This is a genomic window from Streptomyces sp. TLI_55 (assembly GCF_900206255.1).
GTDB lineage: Bacteria > Actinomycetota > Actinomycetes > Streptomycetales > Streptomycetaceae > Streptomyces > Streptomyces aquilus.
The window spans coordinates 4,210,577-4,228,517 of sequence record NZ_OAOJ01000001.1 but is presented as its reverse complement, the minus strand read 5'-3'; the positions used below and the strand labels follow the sequence as shown (position 1 = coordinate 4,228,517).

Below are 17,941 nucleotides of genomic sequence, written 5' to 3'. Positions count from 1 at the left end.
GACTCGCATGACGCAGTCGTTCGAGCTTCCGGTGGACAAGCGCCGGGACGTCCTGGACCCGGTGCCGGAGCTCCTGGAACTCAACGCGCGGGCGCCGCTGTTCCGGCCGCCCGGCGGGATGCCCCACTGGATCGTGACCGATCGTGAGGTGGTGCGGCAGATCCTCGCCGACGCCGAGCGGTTCTCCAGCATGCCGCCGCCCGAGCCGGACGGCCGCAAGCCCGATCCGCATCCGGGGAGCCTGTTGCAGACCGACGGGGCCGAGCACAGCCGGCTGCGGCGGCTGGTGGCGCCGATGTTCACGGTGCGGCAGATGAAGGCAATGGAGCCGATGATGGCGCGGATCGTGGACCAGCGGCTGGAGGTGCTGGAGCGGGCCGGGCGTCCCGCCGACCTGATGCGCCACTTCGCCCGGCCGGTGTCGGGCCTGATCCTCGCCGAGCTGATCGGCCTGCCCCGCGACGACCTGTCCGAGCTGTCCCGGCTCGGCGACCACCGGGCGTCCGGGCACAGCCCGCGCAGACACCCGGCGACGTCGGAGTACGTGGGGCACTTCCGGAAGCTGGCCGCGGCACAGCGCCGCGAACCGGGTGAGGGCCTGGCCGGGATGCTGATCCGGGAGCACGGGGACGCGGTGTCGGACGAGGAGGTCGCCGGCATCTGCGAGAGCGTCGCCAACGGCTCGATCGAGAACACGGCGGAGACCATCGGCCTCGGGGTCCTGGCGCTGCTGTGCCACCCCGACCAGCTGGCCCTGCTGCGGGAGCGGCCCGAGCTGATGGACCGGGCGGTGGAGGAGCTGCTGCGCTATGTGTCGGTGGTGGCGTCCGTGTCGCCGCGGACCGCGCTGGTGGACGTGGAGATCGGCGGCGAGCTGATCAAGGCCGGTGAGGTCGTGTCGTGCTCGGTGTTCGCCGCGAACCGCTGCCCGTACGGCGGGGACGACGGCACCGCGGACCGGCTGGACATCGCCCGCGAGCCCGGCAACCACCTGGCGCTGGGCTTCGGCGTGCACTTCTGCCTCGGCGCGGCGCTGGCGCGGCTCCAGCTGCGGATCGCGCTGTCGGGGCTGCTGGAACGCTTCCCCGGCCTGCGGCTCGGCACGGGGGTGGAGGAACTGCGGTTCCGCTCACTGGCACCGCAGTTCGGCGTCGAGACGCTGCCGGTCCTGTGGTGAGGCCGGTGGCGGACACGGCCCGGGTGGAGATCCGGGTGGACCGGGACAGCTGTGTGGGTTCGGGCGCCTGCGCGTTGTTCGAGCCGGAGTTCTTCGACCAGTCGGAGGACGACGGTCTGGTCGTGCCGCGGGTCCGGGAGGCGGGCCCCGAGGCCCTGCCGGCGCTGCGCAGGGCGGCGTCCCGCTGTCCCGCCCGTGCCATCGCGCTGGTGCCCTCGGGAGGACAGGGAAGTGCCGGGTGGGACCGGGCTGACTGAGCGGTCCCGCGGGGCGCCCGTTGCAACCCTGGTGTGACCGGGCGCCCCGTAGAACTTCTGGTATGCCGAATAACCATCAGAAGCGCATGACCGGGCCCCTCCTGGCGGTGCTGTCCGTGATGACAGCTGGAGCACTTCTCGCCGGCTGTTCGTCGGGCGACAAGGACGCGACGGTGACCAGCGAGGGCGGCGGGGACTCCTCCTCTTCCAGTGCGGGCGGCACGGAAAGCGCGGGCGTGGCCTACGCGAAGTGCATGCGCGAGCACGGTGTGTCGGAGTTCCCCGACCCGGAGAAGGACAGCGGGGGCGGCGTGAAGCTCGTCATCCCGCAGGGCGTCGACCAGAACTCGCCCACCTTCAAGTCGGCCCAGTCCGCCTGCCAGGGTCTGCTGTACCAGGGCGACACCGGTGACGCCGCCGGCAGCCGGGCCTTCGACGCGACGAAGGTCGCCGCCTGGGCGAAGTGCATCCGTGAGAACGGCGTACCCAACTTCCCCGACCCGCAGGTGAACGGGAACACGATCGTCATCGACGCCAACGCCTCCGGCCTGACCGGGCGGGACGACCCGAAGTTCTCGAAGGCGGCCGAGGCCTGCTACAGCATCCGGCCCGGCGGCACGCTCGCCTTCATGGGAGGACCGCAGGGATGACCAGTCAGGAGGAGGGGACCGTCGCGCGGGCCCCCGAGGAAGCGCCGGGCGTCGACGGCGGGGAGCTGGAGCTGCGGCCCGAGGCCATCCCCTCCCCTTCCTACGAGGGGAGCGGAGGCGCCGTGGACGAGGCGCCGGCGGACGGCCGCCGGCGCCGCCGCGGGGTGCGGATCGCCCTGGTCGTCGCGTGTGCGGCGGTGGTCGCCGCGGCCGCAGCCGGTGCCGCCCTCGGGGTGTTCGGCGGCGGGGACGACGGGACGGAGGCGACGGCGCCGTCCGGGCCGCCCGCCACGACGCAGGTCAAGCGGACGACGCTGACCAGCTCGCAGGCTTTGGACGGGCAGCTCGGGTACGGCGACACGGTGGCCGTGCAGGCCCCGGCCGCGTCCGGCTCCGCGCAGTCCGGGCAGGCGCAGGGCGGGGGCGGGGCGGGCGCCGGGATCGTCACCTGGATGCCCTCCGACGGCGACACCCTCACCCGCGGAAAGCCGGTCTACAAGGTCAACCAGGAGTCGGTGCCGCTGCTGTACGGCTCGGTGCCGCTGTACCGGACGCTGAAGCCGGGCGTCAGCGGCAGCGACGTCAGGATGCTGGAGAAGAACCTGAAGGCGCTCGGCTACGACGGCTTCACGGTGGACTCCGACTACACCTCGGACACGGCCGCCGCCGTCGAGGAGTGGCAGGACGACCTCGGCCGTACCGAGACCGGGGAGGTCGGGCCCGGCGACGCGGTGGTGGCGTCCGGCGCGCGGCGGGTCGCCAAGGCGAATCTCGCCGTCGGCGACAGCCTCACCGGTGACGTGCTCACCTGGACGGGCACCGACCGGGTCATCTCCGTCGACCTGCCCGTGCAGTACGCGGACCTGGCGAAGAAGGGCGGGAAGTCGACCGTCACGCTGCCGGACAACACCACGGTGACCGCCGTGGTGACGGACATCGGCACGCCGACCTCGTCGGGTGACTCCGGGGGCGAGGGCGGGGACCAGCAGAAGTCCTCGGGCTCGGGTTCCTCGAACGCCACCGTGCCGGTGGAGCTGAAGGTCGAGGACGCCAAGAAGCTCGGCGCCTACCAGGCCGCCTCCGTCAGCGTCGAGTTCGCGGCCGAAGCCCGCTCGAACGTGCTCGCGGTGCCGATCAGCGCCCTGTTCGCGCGGCCGGGCGGCGGCTACGCGGTCGAGGTGGTGACCGGGTCGAAGTCGGAGTACCGCGATGTGAAGCTCGGCATGTTCGGCAACGGCATGGTCGAGGTCTCCGGCACCGGCATCACCGAGGGCACCGTCGTGGGGGTCCCGAAGTGACCGTCACCGCCCACCCGGTGATCGAGCTGGCCGGGGTCGGCAAGTCGTACGGGGACGTGGCCGCCCTGGTCGAGGCGGACCTGGTGGTCCACCGCGGCGAGATGCTCGCGGTCGTCGGCCCCTCGGGCTCGGGCAAGTCCACCATGCTCAACATCATGGGCACCCTGGACCGGCCCACCTCCGGGACGGTGGCGATCGCCGGGCACCCGGTGGACTCCCTCAACGACCGTGAGCTGTCGGCGCTGCGGGCCGGCACCATCGGCTTCGTCTTCCAGCAGTTCCATCTCGCCTCCGGGGTGTCGGCGCTGGACAGCGTGGCGGACGGCCTGCTGTACAGCGGGCGGCCGCGCCGGGAGCGGCGCCGGGTCGCCGAGGTGGCGCTGCGCCGGGTGGGCCTGGGGCACCGGCTCTTCCACGAGCCGCAGCAGCTGTCCGGCGGTGAGAAGCAGCGCGTCGCGATCGCCCGGGCGGTGGTCGGCGATCCGCCGCTGCTGCTGGCCGACGAGCCGACCGGTGCGCTGGACTCCCGCTCGGGGACGGTGGTGATGGAACTGCTCCACGAACTGCACGAGGCCGGCACGACGGTCGTCGTCATCACCCACGACCGGGACATCGCGGCCTCCCTGCCGCGCGAGGTCAGGGTGCGGGACGGCCGGATCGAGCACGACTCGGGATCTCCGGGGCCGCGGGCCCTGACGTACACGGGGGTGGGGCGATGAGCACGGCGTATCCGGCGCTGCCGGCCGAACGGCAGCGGCCCTGGGCCGATCTGCCCCCGCCGCCGCGTCCCAAGGCGGCCCGGCTGAGCCTGTCGGACGTGGCCCGGGTGGGCGGCTGGGGCCTGCGCTCGCGCCCCATGCGGGTCTTCCTGTCGGCGCTCGGCATCGCGATCGGCATCGCCGCGATGATCGGGGTGGTGGGCATCTCCACCTCGTCGACCAACGATCTGAACAAGCAGCTGGCCGCGCTCGGCACCAATCTGCTCACTGTCGCCCCCGGCACCACGATGACCGGTGACAACGCCCATCTGTCCGAGGACGCCGTCGCGATGATCGCGAACCGGCCCGAGGTGATCTCGGCCTCCGCGACGGGCACCACGGACGCGAAGCTCTACCGCAACGACCGGGTGCCGGCGGTGGAGTCGGGCGGTCTGACGGTCAGCGCGGCCCGTACGGACCTGCTGCGCTCCATCGGCGGGAAGATCGTCGACGGCCGCTGGCTGAACGACGCCAACAGCCGGTACCCGGCCGTGGTGCTGGGCGCGGAGACGGCGCGCAGCCTGGGCATCCACCGGGCCGGGACGGACGTCCAGGTGTGGCTCGGCAACCGCTGGTTCACCGTGGTGGGGCTGCTGGCCCCCAACGAACTGCTGCCCGCCCTTGACACCCAGGCCTTCGTGGGCTGGACGGTGGCGGAGAAGGAACTGTCCTTCGACGGCTACCCGACGACCGTCTACACCCGGGCGAAGGACGCGGACGTCGAGACGGTGCACAGCGTGCTGGGCCCGACGGTCTCCCCGGAGGACCCCAACGAGGTCAACGTCTCCCGCCCCTCCGACGCGCTGGCCGCCAAGCACGCCGCCGACAAGTCGCTGAGCGGGCTGCTCCTCGGCCTGGGCGGGGTCGCGCTGCTGGTCGGCGGGGTCGGGGTGGCCAACACCATGGTCATCTCGGTGCTGGAACGCCGCTCGGAGATCGGACTGCGCCGCTCGCTCGGCGCCACCCGGGGCCAGATCAGGATCCAGTTCCTCGCCGAGGCGCTGCTGCTGTCCGGGCTCGGTGGCCTCGGCGGTGTCCTGCTGGGCATCGGGGTGACCGACGGCTACGCCGCCTATCAGGGGTGGGCGGCCCTGGTCCCGCTGTGGGCGATGGCCGGAGGGCTGGCCGCCACGCTCGCCATCGGCGGACTGGCCGGCTTCTACCCCGCGGTCCGCGCGGCCCGGCTCCCTCCGACGGAGGCCCTCGCGACCAACTAGCCGCCCTGGACGGTGGCTTGACATTCCGGACCGCGGCGCCTCCGTCGCCATCCCCCGCCGGCGGGGGCGCCGCACCCCGGTCGTCCGGTGTCCAACTGCCCGGGTCGGCCGGTTGGACGAGCTGTCGCGCCGGGCGCCCGCAGGTCAGACTGTGAGCCGGCTGTGCCCGGCCCACCCAAAAAACAAATATCCATTGCCGCGGAATGCCCTCGAATTGGCGAACCTTGTTCGGCTCATATGGCTCGGGCTAAGGTTTTCCTATCCATCGAGGAATTAATCCGATCCCGCGGGAGTGACTAATGGCGAACCCGTTCGATGACGAAGACGGGACCTTTCTGGTGCTCGTGAACAGGGAGAATCAGCACTCGTTGTGGCCTGCATTCGCTGAAATTCCGAATGGCTGGCGGCTCGTTTTCGGAGAGGCCTCGCGCAAGGAATGCCTCGCCTATGTGGAGGAGAGCTGGACGGATCTCCGTCCGCAGAGCCTCATCGACGCCATGAAGGAGACCGAGGCGGCCCGCTAGTGGCCCGCCCGACCCCAGCGACGCTACCCAGGGAGTACCCGTGGCCATGATGGGCGGACCCGTCATGATCCGGTCCGACGGGCCGGATTCCTCGAACAACACCCAGCGGGCGAAGCCCGGAACGACGAGAAGGATCATCCCGTACACCCGCGGACACCGCCGCGCCATCGGCTTCCTCGTGGTCTGCACCACGCTGAACGCCCTGTGCGCGGTGGCCCCGCCCCTGCTCCTGAAGTACCTGATCGACGACGGCATCATGGCCAGCGACAACGGGACCGTGGCCTGGCTCGCGGGCGCGGTCGCCGCGGTCTCCGTCCTCGCCGCCGTGGTGGGCTTCGGGGAGAGCTGGTTCTCCGCCAAGGTCAGCGAGGGACTCGTCTACGACCTGCGGGTGCAGGTCTTCGACCATGTGCAGCGCCAGTCGCTCGCCTTCTTCACCCGCGCCCAGACCGGCGCGCTGGTGAGCCGCCTGAACACCGATGTGATCGGCGCCCAGCAGGCGGTCACCCAGATGCTCTCCACGGTGGTCTCCGCCGGGCTGACCGTCCTGTTCGTGCTCGGCACGATGTTCTACCTGTCCTGGACGATCACCCTGATCTCCCTGGTCCTGGTCCCGTTCTTCATCCTCCCCGGCCGGCTCGTCGGCCGCCGGCTCCAGGGCCTGGCCCGGCGGCACATGCAGGTCAACGCCGAGATGGGCTCGCTCATGCACGAGCGGTTCAACGTCGCCGGCGCGCTGCTGGCCAAGCTCTACGGCCGCCCGGACCGGGAGACCGCCGGCTATGCGCGGCTCGCCGCCCGCGGCCGGGACATCGGCGTGCGCAACTCGGTGTCGATGAAGCTGCTGTTCCTGTCGAGCATGTTCATCGGCTCGATCGCCACCGCCGTCGTCTACGGCGTCGGCGGGACCCTCTCCGTGAACGGCGTCTTCGAGGTCGGCACCCTGGTCGCCCTCGCCACGCTGCTCACCCGGCTGATGGCACCGGTGGGCCAGCTGTCGAACGCCCAGGCCGACGCGATGACGGCGCTCGTCAGCTTCGACCGGCTCTTCGAGATCCTCGATCTGAAGCCGCTGGTCACCGAGAAGCCCGACGCGGTGGCGCTGCCCCCCGCGAGCACCCGCGAGACGGCCCCAGGGGTCGAGTTCCGCGGGGTGTCCTTCCGGCACCCGCGGCCCGCCGACGTCTCGCTGGCCTCCCTGGAGGACTTCGCCACGCCGACGCGCGAGCAGGACGGCGACAGCTGGGCGCTGCGCGACCTCAGCTTCACCGTGCCGGCCGGCAAACTCACCGCGCTGGTCGGCCCGTCCGGGGCGGGCAAGACCACCGTCACCCACCTGGTCCCGCGGCTGTACGACCCGGAGGAGGGCACCGTCCTCATCGACGGCCGCGACGTACGCGACCTGACGCTGCAGTCGCTCAGCGACACCGTCGGCATGGTCACCCAGGACGGGCACCTGCTGCACACCACCATCCGGGAGAACCTGCTCTACGCCCGCCCGGACGCCACCGAGGAGGAACTGGTCGCGGCCTGCCGGGCCGCCCAGATCTGGCGGCTGGTCGCCTCGCTGCCCGACGGTCTCGACACCATGGTCGGCGACCGCGGCTACCGGCTCTCCGGCGGCGAGAAGCAGCGCATCGCCATGGCCCGGCTGCTGCTCAAGGCCCCGCCGGTGGTGGTGCTCGACGAGGCGACCGCGCACCTGGACTCCGAGTCCGAGGCCGCCCTGCAACTGGCCCTGAAGACCGCGCTCGCGGGCCGCACCTCCCTGGTCATCGCGCACCGGCTGTCCACCATCCGGGACGCGGACCAGATCATCGTCCTGGACCAGGGACGGATCGCGGAGCGCGGCACCCATGACGAACTGCTCGCGCTCGGCGGGCTCTACGCCGAGCTGTACCGCACCCAGTTCGCCATGCCGGCCCTCCTCGACGAGGAGGTGCCCGAGGTCGAGGAGGCGCCGCAGCAGCGGGTCCCGGAACCGGTCGGCCACGGCCACGGGGGGCCGGTCTTCTTCGGCCCCGGCGGCCCCGAGGGCCCGGGCGGCCCGGGCGGCCCCGGCGGCCCGGGGATGCCCGGACCCGGCCCCGGGCCCGGACCGCGGCCGGTCGTCTTCGGCCCCGGCCCCCAGGGCCCCGGCGGACCGGGAGGCCCCCGGCCGCACTGAGTACGACCCGCAAGACCGGTGCCCGCGACGCTCCCACGGCGTCGCGGGCACCTCTTTGCCCAGCTCACCCCCACACCCCCTAGAGGTAGGGGTGAGGACCGCTCGAACCGCAGGGGTTTCGCCCAGGATGTCAGGCTGTTAATTTCGGTCACATCTGAAGCATGCAAATGTCGACCTTGTGAAATCGCTCCCCCCACACTCGGACCACTGGCGATGGATTTTCGGCAGAAAGCGTGCTCGGACGAGAAATTCTTCTTCGTGGACGGCAACCGCCTTTCGCAGCAGCGTGGGGATGTAAGGAGCTGGGGTGGAGTCCGAGGGAGCAATAAGTCAGCAGCCCGTCGTGGAGGTCGAGATCGGCTCGTTGAGCCTGTCCGGATCACCGCGGTTGGCCGGAGAGAGAACGGAGCACATTCAGTTACTCGCGGCGGCGCAGAGCCCGCTGCCGCCGATCACGGTGCACCGGCAGACGATGCGGGTCATCGACGGCTACCACCGGCTGAAGGCCGCCCGGCTGCGCGGCGAGAGCAGGATCGCCGCCCGGTTCTTCGACGGCGACGAGGCCGCGGCCTTCGTCCTGGCGGTCCAACTCAATGTCCATCACGGCCTTCCGCTGGCGCTCGCCGACCGCAAGCGCGCCGCGGAGCGCATCGTCGTCTCCCATCCGCAGTGGTCGGACCGCAGGGTCGCCTCGGTCACCGGGATCGCGCCCGGGACCGTCGGCGAGATCCGCAAGCGGGTCGTCCAGCTGCCGGGGCCGGAGGGACGGCGGCTCGGTCAGGACGGCCGACTGCGGCCGGTCGACGGCAGTACCGGCCGCATCCTGGCGGGTGAACTGCTCACGGAGAACCCGGAGCTGTCGCTGCGTCAGGTCGCCCGGGCGGCGGGGATCTCCCCCGAGACCGCCCGGGACGTCCGCAACCGGCTGCGCAACGGCGAGGACCCGCTGCCCCGGCAGCGCCGGCGCAAGCAGGAGCGGACCGAACCCGGGGAGCCGCCCGGACGCGGGGAGTTCGGGGCGCTGCGACTGGCCCGGCCGGCTCCCCGGACCCGCCCGGACATGACGCAGGCGCCGGACCGCGCCGTGCTCATCAAGCGCCTGAAGGCCGACCCGGCACTGCGCTTCACGGAGACCGGCCGCAACCTGCTGCGCCTGCTCGTCCTGCACTCGCTGCGCAAGGAGGAGTGGGAGGCGATCGTCAGCAACGTCCCGCCGCACTGCAGCGACATCGTGGCCGATCTCGCCCGGCAGTTCGCCGACCTGTGGTCGGATTTCGCCGAGCGGGTCAGGGACGACGTCGCCCAGATCGGCTGAGACCGCATTTCGGAATGTCGACCGTCGCGAAAGTTGCCGCTTTCGCGACGGTTTTCCTGTTCAGTGCTCCACCGGTGGTGGCGCGAATCCGTCGCCCGTTATTCACCGATGGTTCTGTGTCTTTCCTTTTGAGTTCCCCAGGAATTATCGGCCGTTGGCTGTCCGAAAATCGCCCCCATTCGTCCCGCCGAGTGGCCGAAATCTTGCCGTGCTGGCGCTAATGAGCCGGTATCCTGGCGATGTACTTGCAGGTCAGAGACGTTTTGGTTCGGACCTCAAATACTCACGGGTCGGCGTAGGTACGGGGGGTACCTGTGAAGCTCCATGAAAGGGACGGAGAACTCGGTCTGCTGCGAGAGCTCTACGAAGGGTGCGTGGCCGGAAAGGGAGCCCTGGTCATCGTCAACGGCCCCGTGGGCTGCGGCAAGACCACCCTGGTCCGGGCGTTGTCCGAGCAGGTCACGGCAAGAGAAGGAACCTTCCTGTCGGTGACCGGCGCCGCGAGCGAGAGCCTCGACAGACTGGGACTGATCGACCAACTGGTCACCGCGATGCGGGCGACGGGCCCGGCCGACGGACCACCGGCCGCCGACGAACTCGCCAAGGCCGCGGAAGCAGGCGGACGCGTGCCACGCGCCCTCATGCAGCGCATCCACCGCTCCGTCGCCGAACTCGCCGGCCGCGGCCCGCTCGTCCTGCACGCCGACGACGTGCACTTCGCCGACGAGGCGTCCCTGCAGTGCCTGCGCTATCTCGTACGACGCATCGACGCGCTGCCCGTCCTGGTCGTCCTGACCGAGACCGCCGGCCACGACCGGACCCTCGCCACGCTGCACGCCGAGACCCTGCACCTGCCGCACTGCCGGCGGCTGCGGATCGGACCGCTCGGCGCCGACGGGGTCGCCGCCCTGCTGGCCGGGCATCCGGCGGCCCGCGCCGCGGCGCCGGAGACGGTCGAGCTGTGGGCCAGGACCAGCGGCGGGAACCCCCTGCTGCTGGAGGCCCTGATCGAGGACACCGCGACGTGCGGCACCCCGGAGGCCGTCAGACGCGGCGCCCCGATGCCCCACGAGGCGTTCCGCAACGCCTTCCTGCGCTGCCTCCACCGCGGTGAGCCGACCCTGCTCGCCGTCGCCCGGGCCGCCGCGGTCCTGGGCGAGTCGGTCACCCCCGCGCTGATCGGCACCCTCCTGGGTGCGGACGCGACCTCCGTGCGCTGGAGCATCACCGAGCTGCGCGCGGCCGGTCTGTTCTCGGGCGCCTGGTTCGGCCACGAACGCGCCCGGCTGACCGTCCTGGCGGACATCCCCGGACCGGACCTCGCCGCCCTGCGCACCCGGGCCGCCGAGGTGCTCCGCGAGAGCGGCGCCCCGGCCGCGGTGGTGGCCCGGCAACTCCTCGCGGCCCACGACCCGGCCCGAGCCGCCTGGCAGCTCGACATCCTGCGGGAGGCCGCGCGCGAGGCCCTGGCCGCGGGCGACCTCGCCGCCGGCGTCGACCATCTGCGGCACGCCTCCGGCCTGTGCACGGACGCCGACCAGGAAGCGGAGGTGATCGCCGCCCTCGCGGAGGCCCAGTGGTCCATGGACCCCGCGAAGGCGTCCCGGTACCTCCCGCAGCTCGGCCGGATGGTGCGCGCCGGACAGCTGACCGGCTCGGACGCCCTGGTCGTCGTCAAGCAGAGGGTGTGGCGCGGCGAGTTCGCGCAGGCCGACGACCTGCTGCGGATCATCGAGGCACGCGAGGGCGCGGGCCCCGAGCAGGCCTGGGACACCGCGGGCTACCCGCCCGCGCTCAACCGCTCGGACCCCGCCCTGGTCCGGCTCTGGCTCTCCTTCTGCCGCCCCGGCCTGCGGCGCGCCACCAGAGCGGCGACCCGTACGTCCCACACGCGGACGGCGGGGGCGGGGGAACCGGCGGGCCGGGCGGCCGCCATGTCGCCGCGGACGTTCCTCACCCTCGCGGCCGACCTCGTCGAGTTCGAGAGGGGCCGGGCCGCCGGCCGGCTGCTGCCCGGACCCGGCAGCGTGACCCCGTACGCGGACCCGCTGGTGGCACTGATCTTCCTGATCGGGGCCCAGCGCCTGGACAAGGCGGTGCTCCAGGCGGAGCGGCTGCTGGACGAGCCCCGCACCCGGCGGATCCCCCTGGGCCACGCGCTGCTGGAGACGATCCGGGCCGCCGCCGCCCTGGGCCGCGGGGACGTCGAGAGCGCGGGCGAGGCCACCAGGACCGCGCTCGACCTCGTCACCCCCGAGGCCTGGGGCATCGCGATCGGCCTGCCCCTGGCCCTGGCGATCCGCGCGGCGACCGAGGCCGGCGACATCGAGGCCGCGCGGGCCTTTCTCAACGTGCCCGTTCCCATGGTCATGTTCGGCACGCCCTTCGCCCTGCCCTACCTCCACGCCCTGGGCCGTTTCCGGCTCGCCCTGCACCGGCCGCGCGCGGCCCTGCGGGACTTCGAGTCGTGCGGCGAGCTGATGGCGAAGTGGGAACTCGACTCCCCGGAACTCGTGGACTGGCGCAACGACGCGGCCGCCGCCCTCATCGCCCTCGGCGACCGCCGGCACGCCCGGGAGCGGATCGAGGAACACCTCACCCGGCTCGGCACCCGGCCCAGCCGGGCCCGCGGCACCGCCCTGCGCCATCTCGCGGCGGTGAGCACGCCCCGGCACCGGCTGCGCCTGCTGCAGGAGGCCGAGCGCGTCCTGGACGCCTGCGACGACGGTCTGGAACTGCGGCGGGCCCGCGCCGACGCGCAGGCCGCCCGGCACGCGGCCCAGGCCGCCGTGCCGGCGTCCGTGGCGCCGCCGGCCGTGCTGTGGGACGCGCCGTCCCTGCCCGACCGGGAGGCGCTGCCCGCGCCGCTGGCCGAACTCACCGACGCCGAACTCCGCGTCGGGGCGCTCGCCGCCGCCGGCCGCACCAACCGGGATATCGCCGACCGGCTGTCCATCACGGTCAGCACCGTGGAACAGCACCTGACAAAGATATACCGGAAATTGAAGGTACGCGGCAGGGCCGATCTTCCGGCGGCAATCACCGGTCTTTCCGAGGCCTGCTCGCCGAATGTCGGATGAATAAGTCCCCGTCCAAGTGACGGTTTCGGGCTGTTGGACAGAGTTGTGACCAGGATTGCGATCGTGTGATTCTGGGTGCGGAAATCAACCTGCCAAATCCGAATCCGCCGGGGGGAATTCATGGGCCTGGATCTCGTGCTGGAAGAATCCCCGGAAACCGCGGTCCACGCGCTGCGCAAGGGCGACCTGCACCCCAGCCTCTCGGACCCCGTCCTGGACACGATGACCTTCCTCAACGAGGTCACCCACCGCTTCCCGGACGCGATCTCCTTCGCGCCCGGCAGGCCCTACGACGGGTTCTTCGACACCGAGCAGATCTTCACGTACCTGCGCCGCTACCTGGACCACCTGGCGGCGCAGGGCGCCACCGAGCAGGACGTCCGCACCGCGATGTACCAGTACGGGCCCACCGCGGGGCAGATCCGGGAGATCGTCGCCGACTCGCTGCGCAAGGACGAGGACATCGACGTACCGCCCGAGTCGATCGTGATCACGGTCGGCGCGCAGGAGGCCATGCTGCTGGTGGTGCGGGCGCTGACCGCCGCTCCCGAGGACACGCTGCTCGTGGCGAGCCCCTGCTATGTGGGCATCACCGGCGTGGCCCGGCTGCTGGGCGTGCCGGTGACCGCCGTGGAGGAGCGGGAGGACGGGTTCTCCCGCGCCGACCTGGAGGCCGCGATCCTGCGGGAGCGCGCCCGGGGACGGCGGCCCCGCGCCCTCTATGTGATCCCCGACCACTCCAACCCGTCCGGCACCACGATGGACCTGCCGACGCGCCACGCGCTGCTGGAGGCGGCCGAGCGGCACGACATCCTCCTCATCGAGGACAGCCCGTACCGCCGGGTGAGCCCGGGCACACCGCTGCCGACGCTCAAGTCCCTGGACCGGGCCCGCCGGGTCGTCCACCTCGGCTCGTTCGCGAAGACGGTCTTCCCCGGCGCCCGGGTCGGCTTCGCCGTCGCCGACCAGCAGGTGGTCGACGACGAGGGCCGGACCGGTCTGCTGGCCGCCGAACTCGCCAAGATCAAGAGCATGGTGACGGTCAACACCTCGTCGCTGAGCCAGGCCGCCGTCGCGGGCGCCCTGCTGGCCGGCGACGGCCGGCTGTCCGAGCTCAACGCGGAACCCGCCGCCTACTACGGCGACGCCCTGCGCACCACGCTCCGTGCCCTGGACGCCCGGCTGCCCGAGGCCCGGCGGACCGCCCTGGGCGTGCGCTGGAACGAGCCCACCGGCGGCTTCTTCCTCACGGTCCACGTGCCCTTCCGGGCGGACAACGCGGCCCTGACCCGGTCGGCACAGGAATTCGGCGTCATCTGGACGCCGATGAACTACTTCTATCCGCAAGGCGGCGGCCACCAGGCCCTCCGTCTCTCCACCAGCTATCTGACGACCGCCGATATCGAAGAAGGCACCGAGCGGCTCGCGCGGTTCATCGAGGCACAGGCTTCGGCGTCGTGAACTCTCCGGAAAGGCGAGGCAAGTGAGCGGGAACAGCCATGCACAGCGAGCGCGGTCCAAGCCGCGCATGTGGGGGTGGACTTTTCGATGACAGTCATTCTGGACCGGCCGCCGGTCACCCTGACCGGTGACGGCGCCCTGAAGACGCCGTACCGGCCGCGGATCCTCGGAGTGGGGACGGCCGCCTCGGCCGCCGTCTACTCCCAGCAGGAGGTGCTCGACGCCTTCGCCATCACCGACCCGAAGATCCGGTCCGTCTTCGCCAACAGCGCCATCGACCGGCGCCACCTCACCCTGCCGGAACCGGGCACCGACGGTGTCCGCGCCCCCGAACCGCAGGGCGACCTCCTCGACAAGCACAAGGCCATGGCGGTCGAGATGGGCGCCGAGGCACTGCGCGCCTGTCTGAAGCGGGCCGGCGCCGAACTCTCCGACCTGCGGCACCTGTGCTGCGTGTCGTCGACCGGCTTCCTCACCCCCGGCCTCAGCGCCCTGATGATCCGTGAGCTGGGCATCGACCGGCACTGCAGCCGCAGCGACATCGTCGGCATGGGCTGCAACGCGGGCCTCAACGCGCTCAACGTGGTCGCCGGCTGGTCGGCCGCGCACCCCGGCGAACTCGCCGTCGTGCTCTGCACGGAGGCCTGCTCGGCGGCGTACGCGATGGACTCCTCGATGCGCACCGCGGTCGTCAACAGCCTCTTCGGCGACGGCGCCGGGGCGATCGCCCTGATGAGCGGGCCCGGTGACGAGGCGTCCGGGACCACCGAGGGCCCGACCGTGCTGAAGTTCGCCAGCTGCATCATCCCCGAGGCGATCGGCGCGATGCGCTACGACTGGGATCGCGAGCTGGACCGCTTCAGCTTCTACCTCGACCCCCAGATCCCCTACGTCGTCGGCGCGCACGCCGAGATCGTGGTCGACCGCCTGCTCGGGGACACCGGTCTGCGGCGCAGCGACATCGGCCACTGGCTCGTGCACTCCGGCGGAAAGAAGGTGATCGACGCGGTCGTGGTCAACCTCGGGCTGACCCGCCACGACCTGCGGCACACCGTCGGCGTCCTGCGGGACTACGGCAACGTGTCGAGCGGGTCGTTCCTCTTCTCGTACGAACGACTCCTCGACGAGCAGGTGACCCGGCCCGGCGACTACGGAGTGCTCATGACCATGGGACCGGGCTCCACGCTCGAGACGGCGCTGGTGCAGTGGTGACAACAGGAGAGAGTGCAGTGAGCGAGCTGAGCGACGTGACGACACTGACCATCGACGGCTCCCAGCCGCTGTCGGTCAAGGCCATCAAGGACGTCACCGTCCTGTGCGACGCGGTGGAGGACCGGGGCGGGGCCGTGGTCCTGCGCGTCACCGGGGCCCCCGCGCCGGGCTGGACCGACGGGCTGGACGTCGCCCTCGTCACCAAGTGGGAGCGGGTGCTGCGGCGGCTGGAGCGGCTGCCCGCGGTGACCGTCGCGGTCGCGACCGGCGACAGCGGCGGAACGGCCCTCGACGCCTTCCTCACCGCCGACATCAGGATCGCCACCCGCAGCAGCCGGCTGCTGCTGCCCTTCGAGGGGGAGGCCATCTGGCCCGGCATGGCCGTCTTCCGGCTCGCCCGCCTGGCCGGTGCCGCGCGCGCCCGCCGTGCCGTCCTGTTCGGCCGGCCGATCCAGGCCCCCGAGGCGCTGATGCTGGGCATCGCCGACGAGCTGACCGAGACGCCCGACACCGCGGCGGCCACCGCCGTGCAGCGCCTGGAGGGCCTGTCCGGCAAGGAGATCGCCCTGCGCCGCCAGCTCCTCTTCGACGCGGCCACCATCAGCTTCGAGGACGCCCTCGGCCCCCACCTGGCCGCCTGCGACCGCGCCCTGCGGCGCACCGCCGAGGAGGCGGCCTGATGGCGGTGGCCGACGACGGGACACAGGAGTGGCCGGCCCTGACGGAGGCCGCCGAGCAGGTGGACAAGACGCTCGCGGCCCTTCCGGAGCCGACCCGCCGCACCGCGCGTCAGCGTGAGGAGGCCGAGACGGCGAAGAACCGGGCCCGCGCCCTGCGCGCCTGCTTCCTCGACGGGCACGCCGACACCGTGTACGACCGGCTCACCGAGGGCCGCACCCGCGACCTGCGCATCGACGAACTCGTCGAGGCCGCCGCGACCGCCTACCCCGGACTCGTACCGGACGCCGACCGCCTCGCCCAGGAGCGCGGCCGCCCGCAGGCCGACAAAGAGGGCCACGAGATAGACCAGGGCATCTTCCTGCGGGCCGTCCTGCGCTCGCCCACGGCCGGCCCGCACCTCCTCGACGCCATGCTCCGGCCCACGGCCCGCGCCGAGCGCCTCCTCCCGGAGTTCCGGCGCACCGGCGTCGTGGAGCTGGAAGCCGTACGGCTGGAACGCCAAGGCGGTGTCGCACGGCTGACGATGTGCCGGCACGACCGGCTCAACGCCGAGGACAACCAGCAGGTCGACGACATGGAGACCGCCGTCGACCTGGCCCTCCTCGACCCGGACGTGCGGGTCGGGCTGCTGCGCGGCGGGGAGATGAGCCACCCCCGCTACCGAGGCAAGCGGGTCTTCAGCGCCGGCATCAACCTCAAGAACCTCAGCTCGGGCGACATCTCCCTGGTCGACTTCCTGCTGCGCCGCGAACTGGGCTATATCCACAAGCTGGTCCGGGGCCTGCGCGTCGAGGGCGCCGACGCGCCCTGGCACTCGCCCCGCGTCGAGAAGCCCTGGGTCGCCGCCGTCGACGGCTTCGCGATCGGCGGCGGCGCCCAGCTGCTGCTGGTGTTCGACCACGTCCTCGCCGCGTCCGACGCCTACCTCAGCCTCCCGGCGGCCAAGGAGGGGATCATCCCCGGCGTGGCCAACTTCCGCTTCAGCCGGTACGTCGGGCCCCGCCTGTCCCGCCAGGTGATCCTGGAGGGCCGTCGCATCTGGGCCACCGAGCCCGCGGCGCGGCTGCTGGTCGACGAGGTCGTGGACCCGCAGGAGCTGGACGACGCCGTCGAGCGGAGCCTGGCCCGCTTCGACGGGGACGCGGTGCTCGCCAACCGGCGGATGCTCAACCTCGCCGAGGAACCCGCCGACGCGTTCCGCGCGTACATGGCGGAGTTCGCCCTCCAGCAGGCGCTGCGGCTCTACGGGGAGGACGTCATCCACAAGGTCGGCAGGTTCGCGGCGAGGTCCGCGTGAGCGCCGCCGACCGCCCCCGGGTGCGGTACGAGAAGAAGGACCACGTCGCCCACGTCACCCTCGACCGGCCCGAGGTCCTGAACGCGATGGACCTGCGGATGCACGAGGAACTCGCCGAGGTCTGGGACGACGTGGAGGCCGACGACGACCTCCGCGCGGTCGTCCTGACCGGCGCGGGCGAGCGGGCCTTCTCCGTCGGACAGGACCTGAAGGAACGCAGCCGCCTCGACGGCGCCGGCACCCCGCGCACCACCTTCGGCAGCCGGGGCCTGCCCGGCTGGCCCCGGCTCACCGAGCGGTTCACCCTGTCCAAACCGGTGGTGGCGCGGGTCAACGGCTACGCCCTCGGCGGCGGCTTCGAGCTGGCGCTCGCCTGCGACCTCGTCATCGCCTCGCACGACGCGGTGTTCGCCCTGCCCGAGGCCAGGCTCGGCCTGGTCCCGGGCGCGGGCGGCGCGTTCCGGCTCGCCCGCCAGCTGCCCCTGAAGACCGCGATGGGGTACCTGCTCACCGGACGCACCATGGACGCGGCGACGGCACTGCACTTCGGACTGGTCAACGAGGTCGCCGACGCCGAGGAGGGCGACCTGGACCGCCGGGTGGCCGCCTGGACGGACGACCTGGTGCGCAGCGCGCCCCTGTCGGTGCGGGCCATCAAGGAGTCCGTGATGCGCTCGCTCGACCAGCCGCTGGAGGAGGCGTTCGCCACCCGCTACGTGTGGGAGGAGCGGCGCATGCACAGCGAGGACGCCGTGGAAGGCCCCCGGGCCTTCGCGGAGAAACGCGCTCCGGTGTGGTCGGGCCGCTGAGCCGGCGGAGCCGCCCCGGCCTCCACCGCGCTCCGCCC

General features: G+C 72.2%; 15 protein-coding genes. All 15 read left to right on the top strand.

Annotated features, from left to right (window positions below; all coding sequences use genetic code 11):
- The first annotated feature begins 7 nt into the window (after positions 1 to 7).
- The 15 genes from CRP56_RS19450 (at position 8) to dpgD (ending at position 17,903) form a co-directional block, all read left to right on the top strand.
- Positions 8 to 1,177 (top strand): cytochrome P450, encoded by a 1,170-nt coding sequence (locus CRP56_RS19450; RefSeq protein WP_097265740.1) that lies wholly within the window; start codon positions 8 to 10, stop codon positions 1,175 to 1,177.
- A 5-nt stretch (positions 1,178 to 1,182) separates the two neighbouring features.
- Positions 1,183 to 1,434, top strand: coding sequence for a ferredoxin (locus tag CRP56_RS19445; protein WP_257040836.1), 252 nt, complete (start codon positions 1,183 to 1,185; stop codon positions 1,432 to 1,434).
- Between the two features lie 86 nt (positions 1,435 to 1,520).
- Complete coding sequence (locus CRP56_RS19440) at positions 1,521 to 2,084, top strand: hypothetical protein (RefSeq protein ID WP_257040835.1); 564 nt, start codon at positions 1,521 to 1,523, stop codon at positions 2,082 to 2,084.
- Positions 2,081 to 3,382 carry a peptidoglycan-binding protein gene (locus CRP56_RS19435; RefSeq protein ID WP_097265736.1) on the top strand — a complete coding sequence of 434 codons (1,302 nt, stop codon included), beginning with the start codon at positions 2,081 to 2,083 and terminating at the stop codon, positions 3,380 to 3,382. The genes CRP56_RS19440 and CRP56_RS19435 overlap by 4 nt, the downstream gene beginning before the upstream one ends.
- Complete coding sequence (locus CRP56_RS19430) at positions 3,379 to 4,101, top strand: ABC transporter ATP-binding protein (RefSeq protein ID WP_097265734.1); 723 nt, start codon at positions 3,379 to 3,381, stop codon at positions 4,099 to 4,101. Before CRP56_RS19435 ends, CRP56_RS19430 begins: the two co-directional genes overlap by 4 nt.
- Positions 4,098 to 5,357 carry an ABC transporter permease gene (locus CRP56_RS19425; RefSeq protein ID WP_097265732.1) on the top strand — a complete coding sequence of 420 codons (1,260 nt, stop codon included), beginning with the start codon at positions 4,098 to 4,100 and terminating at the stop codon, positions 5,355 to 5,357. Before CRP56_RS19430 ends, CRP56_RS19425 begins: the two co-directional genes overlap by 4 nt.
- 299 nt (positions 5,358 to 5,656) lie before the next feature.
- Positions 5,657 to 5,881 carry an MbtH family protein gene (locus tag CRP56_RS19420; RefSeq protein ID WP_079306987.1) on the top strand — a complete coding sequence of 75 codons (225 nt, stop codon included), beginning with the start codon at positions 5,657 to 5,659 and terminating at the stop codon, positions 5,879 to 5,881.
- 46 nt (positions 5,882 to 5,927) lie between these two features.
- Positions 5,928 to 8,048 (top strand): ABC transporter ATP-binding protein, encoded by a 2,121-nt coding sequence (locus CRP56_RS19415; protein ID WP_097274258.1) that lies wholly within the window; start codon positions 5,928 to 5,930, stop codon positions 8,046 to 8,048.
- 343 nt (positions 8,049 to 8,391) lie between these two features.
- Positions 8,392 to 9,363, top strand: coding sequence for a ParB/RepB/Spo0J family partition protein (locus CRP56_RS19410; RefSeq protein ID WP_257040834.1), 972 nt, complete (start codon positions 8,392 to 8,394; stop codon positions 9,361 to 9,363).
- Between the two features lie 314 nt (positions 9,364 to 9,677).
- Positions 9,678 to 12,443, top strand: coding sequence for an AAA family ATPase (locus tag CRP56_RS49095; protein WP_097265729.1), 2,766 nt, complete (start codon positions 9,678 to 9,680; stop codon positions 12,441 to 12,443).
- 120 nt (positions 12,444 to 12,563) lie between these two features.
- Positions 12,564 to 13,904 (top strand): aminotransferase-like domain-containing protein, encoded by a 1,341-nt coding sequence (locus CRP56_RS19400; protein ID WP_257040833.1) that lies wholly within the window; start codon positions 12,564 to 12,566, stop codon positions 13,902 to 13,904.
- An 87-nt stretch (positions 13,905 to 13,991) separates the two neighbouring features.
- A complete protein-coding gene (gene dpgA, locus CRP56_RS19395; protein WP_097265728.1) occupies positions 13,992 to 15,116 on the top strand; it encodes a 3,5-dihydroxyphenylacetyl-CoA synthase DpgA in 1,125 nt (374 codons plus the stop codon).
- A 17-nt stretch (positions 15,117 to 15,133) separates the two neighbouring features.
- On the top strand, positions 15,134 to 15,796 hold the full coding sequence (gene dpgB / locus CRP56_RS19390) for an enoyl-CoA-hydratase DpgB (RefSeq protein ID WP_257040832.1): 663 nt from the start codon (positions 15,134 to 15,136) through the stop codon (positions 15,794 to 15,796).
- On the top strand, positions 15,796 to 17,094 hold the full coding sequence (dpgC, locus tag CRP56_RS19385) for a (3,5-dihydroxyphenyl)acetyl-CoA 1,2-dioxygenase DpgC (RefSeq protein WP_097265726.1): 1,299 nt from the start codon (positions 15,796 to 15,798) through the stop codon (positions 17,092 to 17,094). The genes dpgB and dpgC overlap by 1 nt, the downstream gene beginning before the upstream one ends.
- Positions 17,091 to 17,903, top strand: coding sequence for an enoyl-CoA-hydratase DpgD (gene dpgD, locus CRP56_RS19380; RefSeq protein ID WP_218877984.1), 813 nt, complete (start codon positions 17,091 to 17,093; stop codon positions 17,901 to 17,903). Before dpgC ends, dpgD begins: the two co-directional genes overlap by 4 nt.
- Positions 17,904 to 17,941 lie beyond the last annotated feature (38 nt).